The sequence below is a fragment of the Marinospirillum alkaliphilum DSM 21637 genome, assembly GCF_900119735.1.
In the GTDB taxonomy this organism is placed as follows: Bacteria; Pseudomonadota; Gammaproteobacteria; order Pseudomonadales; family Halomonadaceae; genus Marinospirillum; species Marinospirillum alkaliphilum.
The window spans coordinates 70,005-91,000 of sequence record NZ_FPJW01000012.1; the positions used below are offsets into that span (position 1 = coordinate 70,005).

Genomic DNA, 20,996 nt, shown 5'->3' on the forward strand with positions numbered 1-20,996 from the left:
GATTTAGAATTCCACACCCAGGTTGATGCTGGGAAAGGTGTGGAAAGAGCTGCTGTCCTGATCCAGCCCGAAAGTGAAGGAGGTTTCAAGAAACAGGAAGTCCACGGGGTGCCATTTGTAAAAGAGCTCGGCGGCAATGACTGGAAAAGAGGCATCATCTTCACCCTTGGAGGGTGTATCCCCGGGTGAGTAAATCTCGACATAACGATCGGTGCCCAGTGCCCAGCCGGCGTACCAGCCAACTCCAAGCCCACGGTAGCGCTCACCTGCCATGTAGCGGTTGCCGTAAATAAAAGCCATCACTTCCAATTCTGCCATACCCCTGGCGCCATCTTCGCGGTATTCCGTTATGAACCGCATGCGACGCAAGGAAAAATACTTGTAGGTGTGGTTAAAGGGCGGGTATAACTGGAAGCCGCCACTGTCACCCTTCCAGACCAGACTGATTTGTTGCATGTAGGCATCATCATTCAGATAACCCCCATCATCAAAAATCATGTCGTCATTCATCTGATCGGGAATCAGATTGATGGCCAGGGAAATTCTTGAATCGGAAAGATTGGTCAGGCCGAGTGACTGACCGTGAGCACTGGAAAGCAGAAGAAAGCAGGAGATGATGAGAACCAAAGCAAACTTCTTCATGCACTTGTCCTTTGGTGCGAGCCAATTCTTAAGGTGAGGATCAAGTGCAGCTTAGGATAGATAAAAAGGAATGTCACCGAAAAAATCAGGCAGCAACACGAATGTTGTTGATTTCCTGGATCAGGGTTTCGGTGTCTGGTCGGGCCTGAGCGGCATAAGCAGCAGCCACCTGGCGCGGTGCCGGTGCGCTGGCGGGTTTCAGGGTGGTGACAAACTGCAGCTTCGGATATTCCTCGGTCAGTGCGCGCAGCCAGCTGAAATAACCGGCATTACCTTGCACCAGAGCCTCTCCCATGCCGCTCTGGATATCGCGTGCCAGGCGTCTTGCATAGGTGTCTTCCACCAGTACGATGTTGTGATGAGCCGGTGGTCGGTTGATGTAGTTGGACAGGCCGGGCGGATCATAAACCGTTGGAATATGCGTTGGGTAAATCGGATTGGGTGCGTAGTGCTGAATCGGCAGGTTGTTGTACAGGCTGGGCAGATCGGGTGAATACACGGGTGCCATCATCAGACTGAGTACCAGCGAGAACTGGGCACCCTGCGCTGAGTTCAGCGAGGTGTTCAGTGACTCCTGGACTTCCAGTGATTTTGTATAAGCGTTTTCAATCCGCATGGCAGCAGTGACAATCCTGACGATTCAGTGAATGACGTTCCTGTTTTTTCGGCTGCAAGGCAGGAAACTTTAGCTGTTTTTTCAAGCAAATGAAGGTTGGCTGAAAACAGCGCTTGAACTGTTGCCACGCCTTGTTAAACTGACTGCGACATCTTGACGGGGTGCTGAAGCCTGACCGGGCGGACGCTGAGATGATACCCGTTGAACCTGAACCGGTTAGCACCGGCGTAGGAATCGAGATCACGCACTGACTGGCAGCCCTCTCTGTACATAAAAAAGGCTGCACCTCGTTTTTTCCGCCCTGCCGGTTCCCGCACTGCAATATAAAGTGGGAGCACAACAATGAACAAGCCAGAACATCCAGTCACAACCAGCTCATTTTCCAGCCGGTTCCTGAAAGAAACCGCACAGGTGGATGCTGCCAGTGTGCAGCCGCTGCCCAACTCCCGCAAGGTTTATGTGGAAGGTTCCCGCCCGGATATCCGTGTACCGATGCGCGCCATCAGCCAGGCGGACACACCCGTTCAATTTGGTGTGGAGCAGAATCCGGACATCCTCGTGTATGACACCTCCGGCATTTATACCGACCCACAAGCCAACATCGACATTCGTAAGGGTTTGCCTGCGCTGCGTGCAGCCTGGATTGAGGAGCGTGGTGATACCGAGCTGTTAAACGGCCCAACCAGTGAATTCGGCCGTCGCCGTGAAGCGGACCCGATGCTGGAGTCACTGCGTTTTGACCTGAAACGTAAACCTCGCCGTGCCCTGCCGGGTAAAAATGTCACCCAGCTGCATTATGCCCGCCAGGGCATCATCACACCCGAGATGGAGTTCATTGCCATCCGTGAAAACCAGAAACGCCAGCAACTGGGCAGTGAAGCGGTGGAAGCCATCCTGCAACACCAGCATGCAGGTCAGTCCTTTGGTGCTGCGATTCCACAGGAAATCACCCCCGAATTTGTACGCGATGAAGTCGCACGTGGCCGCGCGATCATTCCGTGCAATATCAATCACCCGGAAAGTGAGCCGATGATCATCGGTCGCAACTTTCTGGTGAAAATCAACGGCAATATCGGTAACTCGGCACTGGGTTCTTCGATTGAAGAAGAAGTTGCCAAGATGACCTGGGGCATTCGCTGGGGTTCAGACACCATCATGGATCTGTCCACCGGCAAACACATTCACGAAACCCGCGAGTGGATCATTCGCAACTGCCCGGTTCCGGTGGGCACCGTGCCGATTTATCAGGCACTGGAAAAGGTCAACGGCGTAGCAGAAGATCTGACCTGGGAGATCTTCCGTGACACCCTGATTGAGCAGGCTGAGCAGGGGGTGGATTATTTCACCATCCATGCCGGGGTGTTGTTGCGTTATGTGCCGCTGACTGCCAAGCGGGTCACCGGTATTGTTTCTCGTGGTGGTTCGATCATGGCCAAATGGTGCCTGGCGCATCACAAGGAAAACTTCCTTTACACCCATTTCGAAGAAATCTGCGAGATCTGCAAACAGTATGATGTGGCTTTTTCGCTGGGTGATGGTCTGCGTCCCGGTTCCATTGCTGATGCCAACGATGCCGCCCAGTTCGGTGAGCTGGAGACCCTGGGTGAGCTGACCAGAATTGCCTGGCAGCATGATGTGCAGGTGATGATTGAAGGCCCGGGTCACGTGCCGATGCATCTGATCAAGGAGAACATGGACAAGCAGCTGGAATGCTGTGATGAAGCGCCCTTTTACACCCTGGGGCCGCTGACCACCGATATTGCACCGGGTTATGACCACATCACCTCCGGTATCGGTGCGGCGATGATCGGCTGGTACGGTTGCGCCATGCTGTGTTATGTCACCCCCAAGGAACACCTGGGGTTGCCCAACAAGGATGACGTCAAAACCGGCATCATCACCTACAAGATTGCTGCCCACGCGGCGGATCTGGCCAAAGGCCACCCGGCGGCACAAAGGCGTGACAATGCGCTGTCCAAGGCGCGCTTTGAATTCCGCTGGGAAGACCAGTTCAATCTGGGACTGGATCCGGACACTGCCCGTTCTTTCCATGACGAAACCCTGCCCAAGGAATCGGCCAAGGTGGCGCATTTCTGCTCCATGTGTGGCCCCAAGTTCTGTTCGATGAAAATCAGCCAGGAAGTGCGGGATCTGGATGAAACCCAGGTGGCTGCCATCAATGCTCAGGCAGAACAGGGCATGCAGGAAAAATCAAAAGAGTTCAAAGACAAGGGCGCTGCGATTTATCACAAGGCCTGAGGTGATCTGGAAGGTTGAAAGAGACAGCCGCCGCTTGCGGCGGCTGCAGGAACCCACAGAGTAGAAGCAAGGGCGGCGTGAGCGGAGTCAGTCGTCGCGGGTGAGCACTTCCAGCAGCTCGATTTCAAACACCAGATTGGCGTGGGGAGGAATGCTGTCGCCCATCCGCCGTTCACCATAGGCCAGTTCGGCAGGAACCCATAGGCGGCGGCGTCCGCCGACTTTCATGCCCACCAGGCCCAGTACCCAGCCCTGAATCACACGCTTGTTGCTGAGTACGGTTTGAAACGGCTGGTTGCGGCTGTACGAGGAGTCAAACTCGGTGCCATCTTCCAGCCAGCCACGATAATGGGTGGTGATCAGTGCCCCACGTTCGGCAGCCTTGCCCTGGCCTTCCTGCAGGTCTTCAATGCGGACTTCAGTGGCCATGAGGATGCAAGGCCTCACCATCAAACTGCACGCCAGACCAGCCGGTTTGCATGAAGTTGCGAATGTTCTGGTGATCAGTACCTTGTGGATGTTGCAGTACATCCCGGGTGTAAAAGTCACCAAAGGCATGCAGGGTGGCCTGTTCACTCAGGCCGTGCAGCAGGCCAAAGGCAAAAATCTTGCAGGAGCCGTTGTTGGTATTGGCTTCGTTGACCTGGCTGCCATTAATGAAACGTGTTGGCGTGAAGTCATATTCGGCATCAATCACGGCCATCACGGTTTTGAAATCAACCGGTTGCCGGTTCAGTGTGGCCAGTAGTTCGCTGAGGGTCATGGGCTTGGCTCCTGTATTTCAAAGCGTGCAAGGATAACAGAATGCCTTGCAGGACACAGGGCTGTTATGATGCCGATTTTACAGGAACAACTTTACAGCACAGCTGATTGAGGAAGCGTGATGAAAGGGTGTCAGATGCGTGGGATGGTTGGGTTGCTGGTGGTGGTGTCACTGCTGGCGGGGTGCAGCCTGTTGCGGGATTCGGGAGCCTGGCAGGACCCTGAGGCCAGGGTGCTGGACAGCAAACTGGTGGGGTTGACGCTGGAAAAAGCCTTCCTTGAGGTGGAGCTGGAGGTGAAAAACCCCAACCTTTATGCCATTCGCCTGGGTGCGCTGGATTATCAGCTGGATCTGCTGGATGCAAAAGTGCTTTCCGGTCAGCAGCAGCAGGGTAATCGTCTGGCCGCAGGAAAAACCCAGCGCCTGGTATTGCCACTGGAACTGGAGTTTGCCGAACTGGGGCAGTTTGTATCCAACCTGAGCCAGATGAAGTCGCTGGATTATGCGGTGGCTGGTGGAATGTCCTTTGATGTACCGGCCGCTGGCCCCTTACGCATTCCTTTTCAGGTGCGGGGTGAAATTCCGGTGCCCCAGTTACCGCGTTTCAGCCTGATTGGCATTGAGCAGAAGCGCCTGTCACTGAGTGGTGCTGACCTGCTGCTGAGTCTGGAGTTCGACAACCCCAATATGTTTGATCTGCTGGTGAATCGCCTGAGTTATTCACTGGCATTAAATGGTCAGCCGGTGACCCGTGGTGCCTTGCCGCGTGAACTGAGTATTGGTGCTGATGGGCGCAGCCGCATTGATGTCCCCGTTAATATTGCTTTTGGCCGCTCAACACTGGCGCTTTATGAAAGCCTGCAGCGTGGCGGTAACCTGAATTATCAGCTGGATCTGGATACCCAACTGGGCAGCAGTCTGCCAGTGTTTCGCAGCTTTCCTTTTGCAACCCAGCAAACAGGGCAGGTGCAGCTGTCGCGTTGAATGGCAGGCATGGTGCGTAGCAGGCGTGGTGTGTAGCGGCCGTGATGGGTGGCAGGCGTGGTATGTAGATAGACACGTGAATGAGGCAGTGATTGATGAGTGATTTTCTGGTGCTGGGTGGTGGTGTGATCGGCATGATGCTGGCACGGGAGCTGGCTGATGCCGGTGCGGATGTCACTCTGGTGGAGCGGGGCGAGTGTGCCCGTGAATCCAGTTGGGCCGGTGGTGGTATTGTGTCGCCGCTCTACCCCTGGCGTTATCCATCCGAGATCACTGCCCTGGCTGCTTATGCACAGCAGTATTACCCGGATTTTGCCCGTCAGTTACTGGAGGAGACCGGTGTTGACCCGGAGTTCCGTGAAGATGGCCTGCTGTTTCTGCGGGTGGCTGATCAGCAGGATGCGCTGGACTGGTCTGCGCGTAACGGCAATCCACTGGAGGCGGTGGATGCTTCTTTTCTTTATGAGCGTGAACCGGACGTGGCCCCCGGTTTTCGTGAAGCCCTGTGGATGCCCGGGGTTGCCAGTGTGCGTAATCCGCGCCTGGGGCAGGCACTCAAGGCATCGCTGCAGAAGCGCAGCAATATTCGTATTCTGGAGCACACCGAAGTGCGTCATGTTTACCATGATGAAGGTGAGGTGCTGGGCGTGGAAGGCAAGCAGATGGTGTTTTCTGCACGGCGCACCATTCTCTGTGCCGGTGCCTGGACCGGTAAACTGCTGCAGGAGCTGGGAGTGGAAACCGCCATCAAGCCGGTGCGCGGTCAGATGATTCTGTTCAAGGCGCCGCCGGGGCTGCTGAACCGGGTGGTGTTGATGGACGGTCGTTACCTGATCCCCCGCAATGACGGACGGATTCTTGCCGGTTCCACACTGGAATACGTTGGTTTTGACAAGCACACCACCGATGATGCGCTGGTTTCACTGCGTGAAACGGCTTACCAGATCTTGCCGCGCCTGCGCGATTATGAAGTTGAGCACCACTGGGCCGGTTTGCGCCCGGGTAGTGTGGATGGCATTCCGTTGATGGGGGAAGTGCCCGGCTACCGTAATCTCTTTGTCAGTGCCGGGCATTTCCGTAATGGTCTGGTGCTGGCACCGGCCGCCACACGGGTGATGGCCGACCTGCTGCTGAAGCGTGAGCCGCAGATAGATCCATTACCCTATTCGCCGGCATTCCGTTCAAACGCTTCCTGATGTTCGCGGCAGCAGAAATACCTGGGCCCGGATTGCAGGGCGCTGCCTTTGGGCAGATGCACACCGCACTGGGCACAGGGCACCATGCTTTCGCCTTCAAGCTTGTCGGAGGTCTTGTCTTCCACCCGGCTGCCTTGCATCTGTTGCCAGTATTGCCACAGCCGCCAGCCGGCCCAGAACAGCAGCACAAATACCACCAGCCTTACAATCAACAGGCTCATTCATCATCTCCTCTGCAGGTCTTTGCTATTTGACCCGCCTTTGCTCAAAATATCCGCCATTCTAACAGTTTTCTCCGGTAGACCCAGCGTCGGGCACCGGATGTTGATCAGGAGACCTGTCCTTGTCCAGCCTTCGCATTCATCTTGCTCAGATCAACCCGGTGGTGGGTGATCTGGCAGGCAATACTTCACGCATCCTGCAACTGGCTCACGATCTGGTGGCGAATCATCAGGCCGATCTGTTGCTGGTGCCGGAGCTGGCGCTGACAGGTTATCCCCCGGAAGATCTGTTGTTGCGTCCGGCCTTGCAGGGGCGCGTGGAAGAGCAGTTGCTGCGCCTGCAGAAAGAAGTGCATGGCATCACGCTGGTGGTGGGTTACCCCATCCGTCGTGATGGTCAGTTGTTTAATGCTGCGGGTGTGTTGCATCAGGGCCAGTGGCTGGCTGAATACCACAAGCAGCTGCTGCCGAATGACCAGGTGTTTGATGAAAAGCGTTATTTCTCAGCCGGTTCAACCCCTTGTGTGGTGGAGTTGCAGGGTTACAGACTGGGGCTGCTGATCTGTGAAGACCTGTGGCAACCCGGTCCTGCAGCGGCGGGTGCTGAAGCGGGTGCTGAAGCATTGTTGGTGCTGAATGCCTCACCCTGGCATCAGGGCAAGCAGCAGGAACGGGTGGCATTGGCGGCCGAACGCTGCCAGGCCACGGATTTGCCGTTGCTTTATTGCAATCTGGTGGGTGGTCAGGACGAGCTGTTGTTTGATGGTGCTTCTTTTGCACTCGATGCCAATGGTCGGCTGCTGGCCAGTGCTCCGGCCCTGCAGGAAGCTGGTCTGGATCTGGTACTGGAACGTACCAACGGCAAGGTGATGCTGCAGCCGGGTGCATGTGCAGAATGGCCGGAGCCGTTGGCTTATCTCTACGGGGCGCTGGTGCTGGGACTGAAGGATTATGTCAACAAGAGCGGTTTCAAGGGCGTGGTGCTGGGCATGTCCGGTGGCATCGATTCGGCCCTGTCCGCAGCCATTGCGGTGGATGCACTGGGTGCAGATCGAGTCAGCGGAGTGATGTTGCCCTATCACTACACCTCCTCCATGAGCCTGGAAGATGCTGAAGCCGAGGCTCGTTTGCTGGGCATTGATTATCAGGTGTTTCCGATTGCGCCGATGGTGGACAGCTTCATGACCGGTCTGGCCGATGCCTTTGCCGGAACGGCGCGGGACACCACCGAAGAAAACCTGCAAGCCCGCTGCCGGGGTGTGCTGTTGATGGCACTGTCCAATAAAAAAGGACTGATGGTGCTGACCACCGGTAACAAAAGTGAGGTGGCCGTGGGTTATTGCACCCTGTATGGCGATATGGTGGGTGGGTTTAATGCCATCCGGGATGTTTATAAAACCCTGGTGTTTGAACTGGCAGAATGGCGCAACCGTCAGGGGCAGGTGATTCCGCAGCGGGTCATTGATCGGCCACCATCAGCGGAATTGGCACCGGGACAGAAGGATGAAGACTCCTTGCCGCCTTATGCTACTCTCGACCGGATTCTGAAAGGTTACATTGAAGATGACCTGTCGGCGGAAGCCCTGATCAAAAGCGGATTCAGCCGGAACGATGTGCTGCGGGTGGTCTCACTGGTGGATCGCAATGAATACAAGCGTCGCCAGGCAGCTCCCGGTGTGCGTGTCACCGCACGGGGTTTTGGCAAGGATCGGCGTTACCCCATCGTGAATCACTGGCCGGTGTTGTAGTTGCAGTCTGTAGAGAGAGCGTGAGGCTCAAGGGTTTTGAGTGCTCAGCGCAGCAACCGCCTGACGAACAAAGTTCAGTGGCTGCTGGTAATAACCCTGTTGAATCACTGACTGGATGATTTCAGGGTCTACATCCAGATAGTCATGCACCAGTGCATTACGCAAGCCAATGACTTTTTTCCAGGGTTGGTTGCTCTCAATCAGTCCGGCGCTTTCCAGGTATTGAAAGGCTTTTAATCCTTCGTTCACTGTTTGTCCTGAAACTGCTTTGGCCCAGTGTTTGGCGACACCAATTGCGGCTTCAATCAAAAGCTGCAAACTGCGTTCAGCTGCCAGTTCTTCAAACCGCGACCAGGGTTGCAACAGCATTTTTTCTTTGAGGAGAAACAGGTCTCTTTCACACTCATTCACATGCTCGGTCAAAGAGAAGAGGTAACTTGGGGCAACAGTAACCATTTCAGCCCAGCCTTTTTTCTGTCGGTGAGTCGTTTATCGGTGAATCGTTTAAAGAGAAGTGGTTTGAAAGTAAAGGGTTTGAGGATGCATATAATCCAGTTCCCAGATGGAATGGATCCTGGACTCAATGGTCATGCGAACCTCAGGTTGTTTATCCACCAGTAACTCCCCTTCAGAAAGCACGCTCCAGCCAAGTGGTGCCGGGCAACAAGCCAGATCCACAATGCTGATCTGATCCTCCGGCAAGCCCAGCGACTGCTGCCAGTCCAGAGCCAGAACTTCCGGTCGCAGGCGTCTTTCCAATGGGTCTGGTTCCCAGCTGGAAAAAATCACCGCCAGATCATAGTCACTGGTTGCTCCGGCATCACCTCGCGCACGGGAGCCGTACAACCATAACGCCAGAATATCCGGGTTTTGTTCAGCCAGTTCGGTCAGTGCTTTAAGCATCGGGAGCCTGCTGTTGATTGAATCAAACAGTTTGCTGGTTCCTTGGGAGGCCTCTTGCCTGGCAAGCAGGTGGTGTCATGTAAGAGGCTTCTTTATAGCATTCAGCGTCTGCCCCAGCCACCAATCAGGTCAAAACTGATGATTTGCAGGAAGGTTTTGTCCGGTTGATCGGCAGGGTGCAGCTCAATGAAGCGGTTGTTACGCCCTAACTGGCGATGATCAGGTGCCAGCGTCATCAGCAGTTGTTTGAGTTCATCGGCCTGCTCAAAGTCTTCCAGGTGGCGGTAACCTTCAATCATCACTGCCAGGGCATCAGGAACGGATGGGGTGTCCCGGTAACCTTCAATGACTTCGCGGCCACGATTGATGGCGGCAATGGGTGCACCACGACGCAGGTAAAAACGCCCGATGTAGACTTCCTGTTCGGCCAGCAGGTTTTTCAGATAACGCATGCGCTGCAGGGCGTCCGGCGTGTATTCGCTGTCAGGAAACTGGGTGCTCAGGCGATGGAAGTCGGCATAGGCTTCACGAGTGGCGCCGGGATCGCGCCGTGAGATATCACTGAGCTTCATGCCTTCCAGGGCATGACGCCCGGCTTCCCAGGCGGACATGCCACGCATGTAAAGGGCATAAGGCACTTGTGGGTGATCGGGGTTCAGGCGTACAAAACGGCTGGCTGTGGCGCGGGCTGCTTCATGCTGATTGCTCTGGTGGTAAGCGTACATCAGCTCCAGTTGGGCCTGTTCACCATATTCACCAAAAGGAAAGCGAGACTCCAGTGCCTGCAAGCGCTCAATGGCCGTCAGATAGCGTTTGCGATCCATGGCCTGCTGAGCTTCCTGATACAGCTGCTGTTCACTTTTTTCATCATCAGATAAACGCCCGGCACAGCCAGAAAGGAAAAGTGCTGTGAGGCTGAGCAATAACAGCCAGAGTAATGAGCGTGAAAAGCTGGATTTCAGGTGCATGTGTCTTGTTCTTCCGGTGGAGCCAGGATTTGCCGATGGATTCTTTGGCTGATAAAGCCGGTGCGGGTGCTAGAATAGCGGAAACACCTGCCCGGTTCGAGTGCTTCGGCAGGTTCAGACTCCAAATGACAGAAAGAATTCCATGACACAGGTGATTACACAGCAGGCCGAAGTACCCGCAGCACTGGGCGGCAAACGACTGGACCAGGTGGCAGCAGAGCTGTTTCCGGACTTTTCCCGGGCCCGTTTGCAGGAGTGGTTGAAGGATGGCAGCCTGACCCGTAATGGGGCTGCCGTGAAGCCCAAGGACAAGGCGGTGGTGGGTGATGTGTTGTCGCTGCAGGCCGAACAGCAGCAGCAGGTCACCGATGTGCCGCAGGACATTGCCCTGGACATTGTTTATGAAGATGATGATTTGCTGGTGCTGAACAAGGCTGCCGGTCTGGTGGTGCATCCGGCTGCCGGTCATGCCGATGGCACCCTGCTGAACGCATTGTTATTCCATTGCCCACAACTGGAAGATCTGCCCAGAGCCGGTATTGTGCATCGGCTGGATAAGGACACCTCCGGGTTGATGGTGGTGGCCAAGACGTTAAAAGCCCAGACAGCACTGGTTGAACAGTTGCAGGACCGTAGCATGGGGCGCGAGTATGATGCCGTGGTGCTGGGGCACATGACCAGTGGCGGCACGGTTAATGCCCCGATCGGGCGACATCCGAAAGATCGCAAGCGTCAGGCGGTGGTGGTCAGTGGTGGCAAACCGGCAGTGACCCATTACCGTGTGGTGCAGCGTTACCGGGCGCACACCCATGTGCGCTGCAAACTGGAAACCGGGCGTACCCACCAGATTCGTGTGCACATGGCCCACGTCAAGTTTCCGCTGGTGGGTGATCCGCTTTATGGTGGTCGGTTAAAACTGCCAGCTGGTGCCGGTGAGGCCCTGAAACACTATCTGCGCAGTTTTCCCCGTCAGGCACTGCACGCCCGCAGCCTGACGCTGCAGCACCCATCCACCGGGCAAACAATGAACTGGACGGTTCCTTTGCCGGAAGACTTTGAACTCTTGCTGACACTACTGGAAGAAGACCAGAGAGAAGCCCGATGAACAAACCTGTTGCTGATGAACTGAGTTTGCTGCACCCGCAATGGCCTGCACCTGAGCGCGTGCGGGCCTGGGTCACCACCCGTGAACTGGGGCCGAGTCAGCCTCCTTATGAGTGCTTTAACCCGGCAGACCATGTTGGTGATGATCCGGAGCAGGTGGCGGCCTGTCGACGCCGTCTGTTGCATGAAACCGGTAATCGCCCGCTGAACTGGTTGAATCAGGTGCATTCCAGCAAGGTGGTGAGTGAATTTGCGCCGGGCAGTGAAGCTGATGCAGCCGTCACCTTTTCCGATCAGCATGCCTGTGTGGTGCTCACTGCTGATTGCCTGCCGGTGTTTTTCTGCGATCGCGGTGCCACCCGGGTGGGGGTTGCTCATGCCGGTTGGCGTGGCCTGGCAGACGGTGTGCTGGAAAATACCGTGGCAGCGCTGGCGACAGACCCTGAAGAATTACTGGTATGGCTGGGTCCGGCCATTGGTGCGCGGGTGTTTGAAGTGGGCCCGGAAGTGCGTCAGGCGTTTCTGGATGGTCACCCGGAAGCGGCTGCTGCCTTTGTGCCCAGCCCTTACCGCCTCAAGCATTACATGGCGGACCTTTATCGTCTGGCCCGGCAACGCCTGGCGAACGTGGGGGTGACTCAGGTGTTTGGTGGCAACTTCTGCACCCTGTCTGATCGTGAGCGTTTTTATTCCTTTCGCAGGGATGGAGCACAGACAGGCCGCATGGCCAGTGTCATCTGGCTGGAAGATATGTGACCGAAATCAAAAAATAAGTCATTATTTTGAAGTGGCCCCTTGAATCAGTCGTGGGCGTGCCCCATTAAGTGATCAACAGCATTTCCGTATTCACGGTTTCAAGAGGTTTTTTTCATGCGTATTGATCGCCTCACCAGCAAGATGCAGCACGCGTTTGCTGATGCCCAGTCCATGGCCGTTGGTCAGAGTCATAATGAGCTGGCACCTGTTCACCTGTTGCTGGCCTTGCTGGATCAGCAGGGCAGCCCCCTCACTCCCCTGATCAAACAGGCCGGCAGTGACAGCAGCCGTGTGCGCTCCGAACTGAAAAAGCTGCTCGAACAGCTCCCCACTGTCAGCCAGTATGATGGCAACGTACAGGTGTCCCAGGCACTGGGTCGCCTGTTGAATCTGGCCGATCGTGATTCCCAGCAACGTGGTGACCAGTACATTTCCAGTGAGTTGGTGCTGCTGGCAGCGATGGAGCTGAATGACAACACCAGCAAGGCACTGGAAACAGCCGGGCTGAACAAAAAACGCCTGCAAAGTGCCATTGAACAGATTCGTGGCGGCCAGGCCGTGGATGATCCCAATGCTGAAGAAAAGCGCCAGGCACTGGAAAAATACACCATTGACCTGACGGCTCGGGCACTGGATGGCAAGCTGGACCCGGTGATTGGCCGTGATGATGAAATTCGTCGCACCATTCAGGTGTTACAGCGTCGCACCAAAAACAACCCGGTGCTGATTGGTGAGCCGGGTGTGGGTAAAACCGCCATTGTTGAAGGGTTGGCACAACGCATTGTAAATGGTGAAGTACCAGAAGGTCTGAAAGACAAGCGGGTGCTGTCACTGGATATGGGTTCACTGATTGCCGGTGCCAAGTTCCGGGGTGAGTTTGAAGAGCGCCTGAAGGGGGTGCTGAATGAACTCTCCAAGGAAGAAGGCCGGGTGATCCTGTTCATTGATGAGCTGCACACCATGGTGGGTGCTGGTAAGGGTGAAGGCTCCATGGATGCCGGTAATATGCTGAAACCGGCACTGGCCCGTGGAGAGCTGCACTGTGTGGGTGCCACCACGCTGGATGAGTACCGTCAGTACATCGAAAAGGATGCTGCGCTGGAGCGGCGTTTCCAGAAGGTGCTGGTGAATGAACCCTCAGAAGAAGATGCCATTGCCATCCTGCGCGGCTTGAAAGAGCGTTATGAAGTGCACCACGGGGTGGAGATCACGGATAGCGCGGTGATTGCAGCGGCGAAATTGTCCAATCGTTATATTTCTGATCGTCAGTTGCCGGACAAGGCCATTGACCTGATGGACGAGGCCGCCAGCCGTATTCGCATGGAGATCGATTCCAAGCCGGAAGAAATGGATCGCCTGGAGCGTCGCCTGATCCAGTTGAAGATAGAGCGTGAGGCACTGAAAAAAGAAAGTGATGCCGGTTCAAAAAAACGTCTGGAGCAGTTGCAGGAACAGATTGATGAGCTGGGACGTCAGTTTTCTGATCTGGAAGAAATCTGGAAGTCGGAGAAATCCAGCCTGCATGGTGCCCAGCAGATCAAACAGCAATTGGAACAGGCCCGTATTGACCTGGATGCCGCACGGCGCAAGGGCGACCTGGCGCGCATGTCCGAGATTCAGTATGGCGTGATTCCGGATCTGGAACGCAGCATGCAGATGGCGGATCAACTGGAAAGTGTTGAGCACAAGCTGCTGCGCAATCGTGTCACCGATGAAGAAATTGCTGAGGTGGTGGCACGCTGGACCGGTATTCCAGTCAGCAAGATGCTGGAGTCGGAAAAGGAAAAACTGCTGCGCATGGAAGAAGCCCTGCATGAAAGTGTAATCGGGCAGGATGAAGCAGTGCAGGCCGTGGCCAATGCCGTAAGGCGTTCCCGTGCCGGGTTGGCTGACCCCAATCGACCCAGTGGTTCATTCCTGTTCCTGGGCCCGACCGGGGTGGGTAAAACCGAGCTGTGTAAATCACTGGCGCGTTACCTGTTTGATACTGAAGAAGCCATGGTGCGCATCGACATGAGTGAGTTCATGGAGAAGCACTCAGTGGCACGTCTGATTGGTGCGCCGCCCGGTTATGTCGGTTACGAAGAGGGTGGTTACCTGACTGAGGCGGTGCGTCGCCGTCCTTATTCGGTACTGCTGTTGGATGAGGTGGAAAAAGCTCACCCGGACGTGTTCAACATTCTTTTGCAGGTGCTGGAAGATGGGCGTCTCACCGACGGCCAGGGGCGTACCGTCAATTTCCGCAACACCGTGATTGTGATGACCTCCAATCTGGGGTCGGATCTGATCCAGCGTATGGCGGGTGACGACCAGTACGATGCCATGAAGGCCGCAGTGATGGAGGTGGTGGGCACTCACTTCCGCCCTGAGGTGGTCAACCGCATTGATGAAGTGGTGGTATTCCACCCGCTGCTGAAAGATCAGATTCGTGGCATTGCAGATATTCAGCTGGCACGTCTGCGCGAGCGTCTGGCGGATCGTGAGTTGCGACTGGAGCTGTCGGATGACTTCATGAACCGTCTGGTCGAACAGGGATATGATCCGGTCTATGGTGCAAGACCTTTAAAACGTGCGCTGCAGCGGATGCTGGAAAACCCGCTGGCACAGGAAATCCTGGGTGGACGTTTTGAACCGGGTCAACTGATCCTGGTGGATGCTGAAGAAGATCACACTGTTTTTAAGGTTAATTCCTGAATTTCCTTCGGAAATTGGTCGTGCAGCCAGGGATGGCTGCTTGACAAAACCTGTCAATTGTAAGAGCCTTCCCACTTCCTGATAGCAGGTGCAGCATCCTGGGGTGACCCCCCAACGGCTGGCATCTGGATCGGTATTCGTTACCGGTCCTGCATCAAGGACTTCCGGACCTGTTTTATCCTCTGGTCAGGTTAGGCCCCACTTCGCATTCAAGCGATGCGACAAGAGTGCAGACCCTAAAACGGGTCTCGTTTGCCCAGACACGGCAAGGCATCAGGCGTTGATGGATGCTGGCCAGCAGGCCATGGCGCCATCGGCAAATCCGGGTGGGTGTTCACTGATGCATCCGGATTATTGAACCGGAGCAATCCTTTCAGATTGCTTCATGCACTCGAACAGTTTCAGGGGGTTCACGAAAGTGGAATTACTCTCAGGCGCAGATATGATCACCCGATTCCTTGCGGATGAAGGTGTTGAATACATTTATGGTTATCCGGGTGGTGCGGCGCTGCACATTTATGACGCCATCCACCGTCAGGACAAGGTACATCACATTCTGGTCCGTCACGAGCAGGCAGCCACCCACATGGCTGATGGTTATGCTCGTGCCACCGGCAAGCCCGGTGTGGTGCTGGTGACCTCTGGTCCTGGTGCCACCAATGCTGTAACCGGTATTGCCACGGCCTATATGGACTCGATTCCAATGGTGGTGCTCTGCGGTCAGGTCATGAGTCACCTGATCGGTGAAGATGCCTTCCAGGAAACCGATATCATTGGTGTCACCCGGCCGATTGTTAAACACAGCTTTTCGATCAAGCATCCGGCAGAAATTCCGGAAGTGCTGAAAAAGGCCTTTCATATTGCCACCACCGGTCGTCCCGGTCCGGTGGTGGTCGACATTCCCAAGGATATGACGGCGCCCACCGAGAAGTACGAGTACGTTTATCCGAAGAAGGTCAAGCTGCGCTCTTACACGCCTGTGGGTCGTGGCCACACCGGTCAGATCAAAAAAGCCGTGGAGCTGATGCTTAAAGCCAAACGCCCGGTGCTTTATGGCGGTGGTGGTTTGATTCTGGGGCAGGCCGCTGAGTTGTTCACCGAGCTGGCCCGCAAACTGAATTTTCCGGTGACCACTTCCCTGATGGGGATCGGTGCTTTCCCGCAGACCGACAAGCAGTCGGTTGGCTGGTTGGGCATGCATGGCAGTTATGAAGCCAACCAGGCCATGCACCACAGTGATCTGGTGGTTTGTATCGGTGCGCGTTTTGATGACCGGGCCACCAACAACACAGCCAAGTTCTGCCCCACTGCGCGCATTGTGCACGTGGATGTGGACCCCTCATCCATCGGTAAAACCGTGCGTGTGGACGTGCCGATTGTTGGTACCGCCACCAGTGTCATTGAGGAAATGCTGTCGCTGCTGGATGAAAGCCGCAGTGCACCTGATGCTGCAGCGCTGACGGATTGGTGGAAGCAGATTGATGACTGGCGTGCCAGCCGTGTTGGTCGCCTCTACGAACCGGCACAGCCGGGTGAGCCGATGAAACCCCAGCAGGTGGTTGAGGCCGTCTGGAAGGCCACCAAAGGCCAGGCTTATGTGGTGACGGATGTGGGTCAGCACCAGATGTATGCTGCCCAGTACTACAAGTTCGACAAACCCAATCGCTGGATCACTTCCGGTGGTCTGGGCACCATGGGCTTTGGTTTCCCCGCTGCCATGGGCATCAAGCTGAACAAGCCCCAGGAAGAAGTGGTGTTGATCACCGGTGAAGGCAGTTTCCAGATGATGATGCAGGAGCTTTCAACCTGCAGTCAGTTTGGTATTCCGGTCAAGATCATCAACCTGAATAACCAGTCATTGGGTATGGTGCGTCAGTGGCAGGACCTGAATTACAACTCACGTCATGCCCAGTCTTACATGCAGTCACTGCCGGACTTCAAGATGCTGGTGGAGTCTTATGGTCACGTTGCCATGAAGGTGGAAAAAGCAGAAGACCTGGACGCAGCCATGGAAAAAGCCTTTGCCTTGAAGGACAAGCTGGTATTCCTGGATGTTTATGTTGATCCACGTGAGCACGTTTATCCGATGCAGGTGCCGCAGGGCTCCATGAAGGATATGCTGCTTTCCAAGACGGAGAGGACCTGATCATGCGACACATCATCTCGATCCTGATGGAAAACGAGGCCGGTGCCCTGTCGCGGGTGGTGGGCCTGTTCTCGCAGCGTAACTTCAACATTGAAACCCTCAACGTGGCACCTACCGATGACCCGACCCTGTCGCGTCTGACGGTGACCACGGTGGGTGATGACCGGGTCATTGAACAGATCACCAAGCAGCTGAACAAGCTGATTGACGTGGTTAAGCTGGTGGATCTGACTGAAGGCCAGCACATTGAGCGTGAGCTGATGATGGTCAAGGTCAAGGCAGTGGGTGCTCAGCGTGCCGAGGTCAAACGCACCACGGAAATTTTCCGTGGTCAGATCATCGATGTGACGCCCAGTGTGTACACCATTCAGTTGACTGGTGAGGCCGGCAAGCTGGATGCCTTTATCCAGGCGCTGGGTGCCAACACCTTGCTGGAAGTGGTTCGTACCGGTGTGTCCGGTATTTCCCGCGGTGAGAAGGTGCTGAGCCTGTAATAACTGCAGCGAAAACAGAAAACCCCGCCAGCTTCGGATGGCGGGGTTTTTTTATGGCTGAATCTGAGACCAGAAGGCCTGAATCATGGGGTTGCGCAGTTTGCGATGCAGTACCGCAACACCCACGTCATACGCTGCCAGGCGAGGTGTCACGGGCAGGATCTGTACCCGGTCAGCCAGTGGGCTGTTGTCCAGTACAATTCTGGGCACCACTCCAACACCCAAGCCAAGGCTGACCATGCTGACAATGGCTTCGTTACCGCTGACCTGGGCATAGATGTAAGGTTTGATGGCCTTGTTGCGAAACCATTCATCGACCCGGCTGCGGCTTAAGCCTTGTTCTGAAAGAATCATCGGTATTCTGCTCCAGTCCGTTTGTTCATCCGGTTGCTGCAGCAGTGGTGCCAGTTGCGGGTCATCCACCGGGGCAATGAACACCAGCGGCGACAGGCCAATGGAACGAAAGGCCAGACCATGCGGCAGGGTTTCCGGTCGGGCAGCAATGGCCAGATCCTCTTCACCATGTAATACCCGTTGAATGGCCACAGCCGGGTCACCGGTATGCAGTTTGATTTCAATCTGAGGGTGGCGGCTCCGGAATTCACGCAACAGGTCATAAAGAAAGCTGTAGCTGGCAGTGACCGAACAATACACGCTGACTTCCCCGTGCAATTGGTGAGTGCCACTTTGCAGGCTGTTGCGCAGGGTGTCCCATTGATCCAGTGCATCCCGCGCATAATCAAGAAAGACCTGGCCTTCTGCGGTTAACTCCACATGTCGGTTGTCGCGATTGAACAGGCGGGTGTTCAGGCTCTCTTCCAGTTGGCGAATGCTGCGACTCAGTGCAGAGGGGCTCAGATGGCAGAGGTCACTGGCGCGACCGAAATGCAGGGTTTCAGCCAGGGTCAGAAAGTGTTTGAGTGGGCGGGTGTCCATGGTTCAGATCGCTTGTTGCGTAAAATGAAAGAGTGTGTTGCAAATATAGCATTTTACGCAATGTGGTGGGAGGCGTAAGCTGTGTCCATCAGAAGGCAGCAGTAAAAGCCTGTATTCTGAAACACTGTTAACCTTTTCTGCTCGGGAGCAGCACCATGCAAATGCCAGTTTATTACGATAAAGATTGTGACCTGTCCATCATTCAGGGCAAGAAAGTAACCATCATCGGTTACGGTTCCCAGGGCCACGCCCATGCCAACAACCTGAAAGACTCAGGTGTTGATGTGACTGTTGCACTGCGTCCGGGTTCTGCTTCTGCTGCCAAGGCTGAAGCTGCCGGTCTGAAAGTTGCCAGCACGCCTGAAGCGGTTGCCGGTGCTGATGTGGTGATGGTGCTGACACCTGATGAGTTCCAGTCCCAGCTGTACAAGGCTGAAATCGAACCGAACCTGAAGAAGGGTGCCACTCTGGCGTTTGCTCATGGTTTTGCCATTCACTACAACCAGATTGTACCGCGTGCTGATCTGGACGTGATCATGATTGCTCCCAAGGCTCCGGGCCACACTGTGCGCTCCGAGTTCGTCAAGGGTGGCGGCATTCCAGATCTGATCGCTGTATTCCAGAACGTTTCCGGCAAGGCCAAGGAAGTTGCTCTGTCTTATGCCTGTGGTGTGGGTGGTGGTCGTTCAGGCATCATTGAAACCACTTTCAAGGATGAGACTGAAACCGATCTGTTCGGTGAGCAGGCTGTGCTGTGTGGTGGTGCTGTTGAGCTGGTCAAGATGGGCTTTGAAACGCTGGTGGAAGCTGGTTATGCCCCGGAGATGGCCTACTTCGAGTGTCTGCATGAGCTGAAGCTGATTGTTGACCTGATGTACGAAGGCGGCATCGCCAACATGAACTACTCGATTTCCAACAATGCTGAATACGGCGAGTATGTCACTGGTCCGGAAGTCATCAACGAGCAGTCTCGTGAAGCCATGCGTAATGCCCTGAAGCGCATTCAGGATGGTGAGTATGCCAAGATGTTCATCCAGGAAGGTGCCAGCAACTATCCTTCCATGACTGCGCGTCGTCGTAACAATGCTGCTCACCCGATTGAAGTGGTTGGTGAGCGTCTGCGTGCCATGATGCCCTGGATTGCAGCCAACAAGCTGGTCGACAAGTCCAAAAACTGATCCTCGCTGATCTGCAGAGGCGCAACACTTTACTGTTGCGCCTTTTTTGTTTTTAAAGGAAGCATTTCAGTCCGGAGCCACTGAGGGTGTAGAATATTGCCCAGACAGTTTATTCAACAACAGGCAGGTATCTATGTCTCAGGACAAACCCGAAACTGAAGTTCAGCAATCAGCAGAAGATCAGCCATCCGCTGTTCAGGCTTCCAGTCGGGAAGAGGCAGAGCGCGATGCGGAGTTTGCCCGTCGTGCACATCGTATGGTTGGTGAGGTTATTGAGGAAGTGGTGGAAGAAAAGGAAGTGGATGGCAAAAAGGAACGTCATCGCGGCATTTACCTGTTGCCGAACCTTTTTACCACCGGGGCGCTGTTTTCCGGTTTTTATGCAGTGGTTGCCGGTATGAACGGTGACTTCAGCGCTGCTGCGATTGCCATTTTTGTTGCCATGATTCTGGATGGTCTGGATGGGCGTGTGGCTCGCATGACAGGAACAGAAAGCGCCTTTGGCGAACAATATGACAGCCTGGCGGACATGGTGTCCTTTGGTGTTGCCCCGGCTTTGGTTGCTTTCAGCTGGATGCTGCAGGACCTGGGGCAGTTTGGCTGGATTGCTGCATTTGTTTATGTGGCCGGCGCAGCATTGCGCCTGGCTCGTTTTAATGTGCAGGTGGGCGTGGCAGACAAAAAATGGTTCACCGGCCTTCCCAGTCCATCAGCCGCTGCCATAGTTGCTGCACTGGTGTGGGTGCTTCATGATCTGGATATTGAAATGCTGGCATCACAGGTATTGGTTGCGCTGGTGATTGCAGCGGTGGGCCTGTTGATGGTCAGTAATGTCAGGTATTACAGTTTCAAGGACATCGATCTGAAAAATCGTGTTCCTTTTATGGTGCTGCTGGCCATTGTGCTGGTATTGGCCATCATTGCCATCGATCCGGCAACCATGCTGCTGCTTTTGTTTGTTGGATACGGCGCATCCGGTCCTGTGCGGGCGTTGTTCCGTCGCCAGTCACTGGCTGAAAAAATGGCCCGCAAAGAAAAAGAATAGTTTTTTTGAACAAACCCCTTGCAAGACAGAATTGAGTGCCTATAATACGCAGCTCTTGTCAGGACGGCCTCGGAAACGGGGTGAGCAGGAAGTTTTGGCAAGGGGTGTAGGGGTTTGTTTTTTCAGGGTTTTCTTTAGAGAATTTGAAAAAAGAGGCTTGACACTGAGTGGAGTTGCTGTAGAATGCGCCCCACTGATTCGGCAGGTGACTGGGTTGAGAAATCCGGGTCTGTTTTGAATCACGCTCTTTAAGAATGAAGCATCAGGTACATTCATGTGGGCGCTTGCGGGATGTTTTGTGATCAGTCACAAGATATCAAGGCAAGCGACTCGTCGGGATTGA

General features: G+C 55.0%; 20 protein-coding genes and 1 riboswitch. Of the genes, 11 read left to right on the plus strand and 9 right to left on the minus strand.

Annotated features, from left to right (window positions below; genetic code table 11):
* Positions 1-3: 3 nt before the first annotated feature.
* Positions 4-642 carry a hypothetical protein gene (locus BT114_RS13880; protein ID WP_072327101.1) on the minus strand — a complete coding sequence of 213 codons (639 nt, stop codon included), beginning with the start codon at positions 640-642 and terminating at the stop codon, positions 4-6.
* An 85-nt stretch (positions 643-727) separates the two neighbouring features.
* Entirely contained in the window at positions 728-1,258 is a 531-nt protein-coding gene (locus BT114_RS13885; RefSeq protein WP_072327102.1) for a hypothetical protein, read from the minus strand.
* A gap of 147 nt (positions 1,259-1,405) precedes the next feature.
* Positions 1,406-1,509, plus strand: a riboswitch (TPP riboswitch).
* Positions 1,510-1,600: 91 nt separating this feature from the next.
* Between BT114_RS13885 and thiC the strand changes: the two genes are divergently transcribed.
* On the plus strand, positions 1,601-3,517 hold the full coding sequence (gene thiC / locus BT114_RS13890) for a phosphomethylpyrimidine synthase ThiC (protein ID WP_072327103.1): 1,917 nt from the start codon (positions 1,601-1,603) through the stop codon (positions 3,515-3,517).
* 87 nt (positions 3,518-3,604) lie between these two features.
* Here thiC and BT114_RS13895 read toward each other — a convergent pair whose 3' ends face one another.
* Positions 3,605-3,946 (minus strand): FKBP-type peptidyl-prolyl cis-trans isomerase, encoded by a 342-nt coding sequence (locus tag BT114_RS13895; protein WP_072327104.1) that lies wholly within the window; start codon positions 3,944-3,946, stop codon positions 3,605-3,607.
* Positions 3,936-4,280 carry a HopJ type III effector protein gene (locus tag BT114_RS13900; RefSeq protein WP_072327105.1) on the minus strand — a complete coding sequence of 115 codons (345 nt, stop codon included), beginning with the start codon at positions 4,278-4,280 and terminating at the stop codon, positions 3,936-3,938. The genes BT114_RS13895 and BT114_RS13900 overlap by 11 nt, the downstream gene beginning before the upstream one ends.
* Before the next feature lie 135 nt (positions 4,281-4,415).
* Here BT114_RS13900 and BT114_RS13905 point away from each other — a divergent pair, with 135 nt between their 5' ends.
* Together BT114_RS13905 and thiO are read left to right on the plus strand one after the other, a co-directional pair.
* Positions 4,416-5,264 carry an LEA/WHy family protein gene (locus BT114_RS13905; protein WP_143142851.1) on the plus strand — a complete coding sequence of 283 codons (849 nt, stop codon included), beginning with the start codon at positions 4,416-4,418 and terminating at the stop codon, positions 5,262-5,264.
* A 95-nt stretch (positions 5,265-5,359) separates the two neighbouring features.
* The gene (gene thiO / locus BT114_RS13910; protein WP_072327107.1) at positions 5,360-6,460 is read left to right on the plus strand and encodes a glycine oxidase ThiO; all 1,101 of its coding nucleotides are present in this window, start codon (positions 5,360-5,362) and stop codon (positions 6,458-6,460) included.
* Here thiO and BT114_RS13915 read toward each other — a convergent pair.
* On the minus strand, positions 6,427-6,681 hold the full coding sequence (locus BT114_RS13915; RefSeq protein ID WP_072327108.1) for a PP0621 family protein: 255 nt from the start codon (positions 6,679-6,681) through the stop codon (positions 6,427-6,429). The genes thiO and BT114_RS13915 overlap by 34 nt on opposite strands.
* A 122-nt stretch (positions 6,682-6,803) precedes the next feature.
* On the opposite strand from BT114_RS13915, the gene BT114_RS13920 reads away from it, so the two are divergent.
* The gene (locus BT114_RS13920; RefSeq protein ID WP_072327109.1) at positions 6,804-8,429 is read left to right on the plus strand and encodes an NAD+ synthase; all 1,626 of its coding nucleotides are present in this window, start codon (positions 6,804-6,806) and stop codon (positions 8,427-8,429) included.
* A gap of 27 nt (positions 8,430-8,456) precedes the next feature.
* Here BT114_RS13920 and hepT read toward each other — a convergent pair whose 3' ends face one another.
* The 3 genes from hepT to BT114_RS13935 form a co-directional block, all read right to left on the minus strand.
* Complete coding sequence (gene hepT / locus BT114_RS13925; RefSeq protein WP_072327110.1) at positions 8,457-8,885, minus strand: type VII toxin-antitoxin system HepT family RNase toxin; 429 nt, start codon at positions 8,883-8,885, stop codon at positions 8,457-8,459.
* 48 nt (positions 8,886-8,933) lie between these two features.
* Positions 8,934-9,332 (minus strand): type VII toxin-antitoxin system MntA family adenylyltransferase antitoxin, encoded by a 399-nt coding sequence (mntA, locus tag BT114_RS13930; protein ID WP_072327111.1) that lies wholly within the window; start codon positions 9,330-9,332, stop codon positions 8,934-8,936.
* A gap of 101 nt (positions 9,333-9,433) precedes the next feature.
* Positions 9,434-10,300 (minus strand): outer membrane protein assembly factor BamD, encoded by an 867-nt coding sequence (locus BT114_RS13935; RefSeq protein ID WP_072327112.1) that lies wholly within the window; start codon positions 10,298-10,300, stop codon positions 9,434-9,436.
* Between the two features lie 142 nt (positions 10,301-10,442).
* Between BT114_RS13935 and rluD the strand changes: the two genes are divergently transcribed.
* The 5 genes from rluD to ilvN all read left to right on the plus strand — a co-directional run bounded on the left by rluD (position 10,443) and on the right by ilvN (position 17,494).
* A complete protein-coding gene (rluD, locus tag BT114_RS13940; RefSeq protein WP_072327113.1) occupies positions 10,443-11,405 on the plus strand; it encodes a 23S rRNA pseudouridine(1911/1915/1917) synthase RluD in 963 nt (320 codons plus the stop codon).
* The gene (gene pgeF, locus BT114_RS13945) at positions 11,402-12,160 is read left to right on the plus strand and encodes a peptidoglycan editing factor PgeF (RefSeq protein WP_072327114.1); all 759 of its coding nucleotides are present in this window, start codon (positions 11,402-11,404) and stop codon (positions 12,158-12,160) included. The genes rluD and pgeF overlap by 4 nt, the downstream gene beginning before the upstream one ends.
* A 114-nt stretch (positions 12,161-12,274) precedes the next feature.
* A complete protein-coding gene (gene clpB, locus BT114_RS13950) occupies positions 12,275-14,854 on the plus strand; it encodes an ATP-dependent chaperone ClpB (protein WP_072327115.1) in 2,580 nt (859 codons plus the stop codon).
* A 418-nt stretch (positions 14,855-15,272) separates the two neighbouring features.
* On the plus strand, positions 15,273-17,000 hold the full coding sequence (locus tag BT114_RS13955) for an acetolactate synthase 3 large subunit (RefSeq protein WP_072327116.1): 1,728 nt from the start codon (positions 15,273-15,275) through the stop codon (positions 16,998-17,000).
* A 2-nt stretch (positions 17,001-17,002) separates the two neighbouring features.
* On the plus strand, positions 17,003-17,494 hold the full coding sequence (ilvN, locus tag BT114_RS13960) for an acetolactate synthase small subunit (protein WP_072327117.1): 492 nt from the start codon (positions 17,003-17,005) through the stop codon (positions 17,492-17,494).
* Positions 17,495-17,545: 51 nt separating this feature from the next.
* On the opposite strand, the gene ilvY is transcribed toward ilvN, so the two are convergent.
* A complete protein-coding gene (gene ilvY, locus BT114_RS13965) occupies positions 17,546-18,430 on the minus strand; it encodes an HTH-type transcriptional activator IlvY (protein WP_072327118.1) in 885 nt (294 codons plus the stop codon).
* 161 nt (positions 18,431-18,591) lie between these two features.
* Between ilvY and ilvC the strand changes: the two genes are divergently transcribed.
* The gene (gene ilvC / locus BT114_RS13970; protein WP_072327119.1) at positions 18,592-19,608 is read left to right on the plus strand and encodes a ketol-acid reductoisomerase; all 1,017 of its coding nucleotides are present in this window, start codon (positions 18,592-18,594) and stop codon (positions 19,606-19,608) included.
* 133 nt (positions 19,609-19,741) lie between these two features.
* Positions 19,742-20,653, plus strand: a complete 912-nt coding sequence (gene pssA / locus BT114_RS13975; protein ID WP_072327120.1) for a CDP-diacylglycerol--serine O-phosphatidyltransferase — start codon at positions 19,742-19,744, stop codon at positions 20,651-20,653.
* Positions 20,654-20,996: the final 343 nt, after the last annotated feature.